This window comes from Pseudomonas sp. P5_B2, assembly GCF_056400445.1.
In genome coordinates, this window is the sequence record NZ_JBFULH010000933.1 from 1 (window position 1) to 1284 (window position 1284).

The window sequence follows — 1284 nt, forward strand, 5'->3', positions numbered from 1 at the left end:
GTACACCATGCTCAACCGTAACCCGGCAAGGCCATCGGTCAGGGACCGGCTTTCTCCTTCTCGTGTCACCAGAACCGGCTGGTCCGCAGCGTAAGGCGTGGAAAGCACAATCCCGGCGTGGCGTGCCTCAAAACCATTGGCACTGCCAAGCATATCGACGTCGCCGTTTTCCAGCGCCTCGATCGCGTTTTCTCGAGACGTGTAGCGCTGAACCTTGACTGGCAGTCCCGTGGCCTTGCCTAGGATGCCCGCGTAATCAGCAGTGAAACCTTCATACTCGCTGCCGCTATTGGTCAGGTCGAAAGGCGGGTAATCGGGGGCTGAAGTGCCCAAAATCAGTTCACGCTTGTTGTTGAGCCATTGTCGTTGTGATTTGTCCAATTGGACTTCCATGTGACCGGCCATTGAGCGACTGAGCAGGGTGTAATGCTCGCTGGCGGAATGTGTCGCAGACACTGATGTGCTCAGACATAAGCCTGCAGCTATCAGTATTAGATAATCCTTTATACGACTGGGCATTCGGACTCTCACACTAAGGCGTTGCGTTTTGCCATATCGATGAGTTCAACCAGTGATTTGGCTTTGAGTTTTTGCATCAGGCGCTTTTTATAGGTGCTGACTGTCTTGTTGCTGAGGAACATGCCCTTGGCAATTTCCTTGTTGGTACGGCCTTGTGCAAACAATTGCAACACCATCAACTCCCGGTCGTTGACTGACTTGAACAGCTCAAGGTCAGCGTATCGCGTGTCATCGCTACGGACAGGGTTCAACGCCTGACTGGGGAAATAGTTGTAGCCTGAAAGCACTGCCTTGATTGCACTCACCAGTTCGCTGAGGTCCTCCTGTTTGCATACATAGCCCGACGCACCGGACTGCATACAGCGAATACCGAACAATGTCGGGCACTGAGCCGTTAATACCAGGGTTTTTAACGGCGTACACATGGCGTTGAAGCGGGATAGCACTTCCAGTCCGTCCAGTTTGGGAATGCTGATGTCGAGAATGACCAGGTCTGGCATGCATTCGCGAACCATCTGCATGGCGTCGACCCCATTATCAGTTTCACCGACAACTTTATAGCCCTCATGTTCGAGCAACATTCGGACGGCAAGACGGATGACGGGGTGATCGTCGACAATAAAAACGGAGTTCATAATCAGATCCCATGCGAGCTCAAATAAAGCGCGCACCTTAGCTCAGATAGTTGAGGGGACGCATGAACTGACAGGCAGATAGCAGCGATATAGGAAAAATCCTACAATTGAAAAGGAATAGGACTACCGG

2 protein-coding genes are annotated in these 1284 nt (G+C 52.0%); both read right to left on the bottom strand.

What is annotated here, in order from left to right; all coding sequences use genetic code 11:
* Positions 1 to 519: transporter substrate-binding domain-containing protein (locus AC1DRJ_RS28100; protein ID WP_477805014.1), on the bottom strand; the 519-nt coding region annotated here is incomplete at its 3' end.
* Between the two features lie 8 nt (positions 520 to 527).
* Positions 528 to 1154 carry a response regulator transcription factor gene (locus tag AC1DRJ_RS28105; RefSeq protein ID WP_027925739.1) on the bottom strand — a complete coding sequence of 209 codons (627 nt, stop codon included), beginning with the start codon at positions 1152 to 1154 and terminating at the stop codon, positions 528 to 530.
* Between the last annotated feature and the right edge of the window lie 130 nt (positions 1155 to 1284).

What these genes read in the sequence shown, in the direction of transcription:
- AC1DRJ_RS28105 (WP_027925739.1), bottom strand. Translation starts at nt 1,154, where the DNA reads ATGAACTCCGTTTTTATTGTCGACGATCACCCCGTCATCCGTCTTGCC.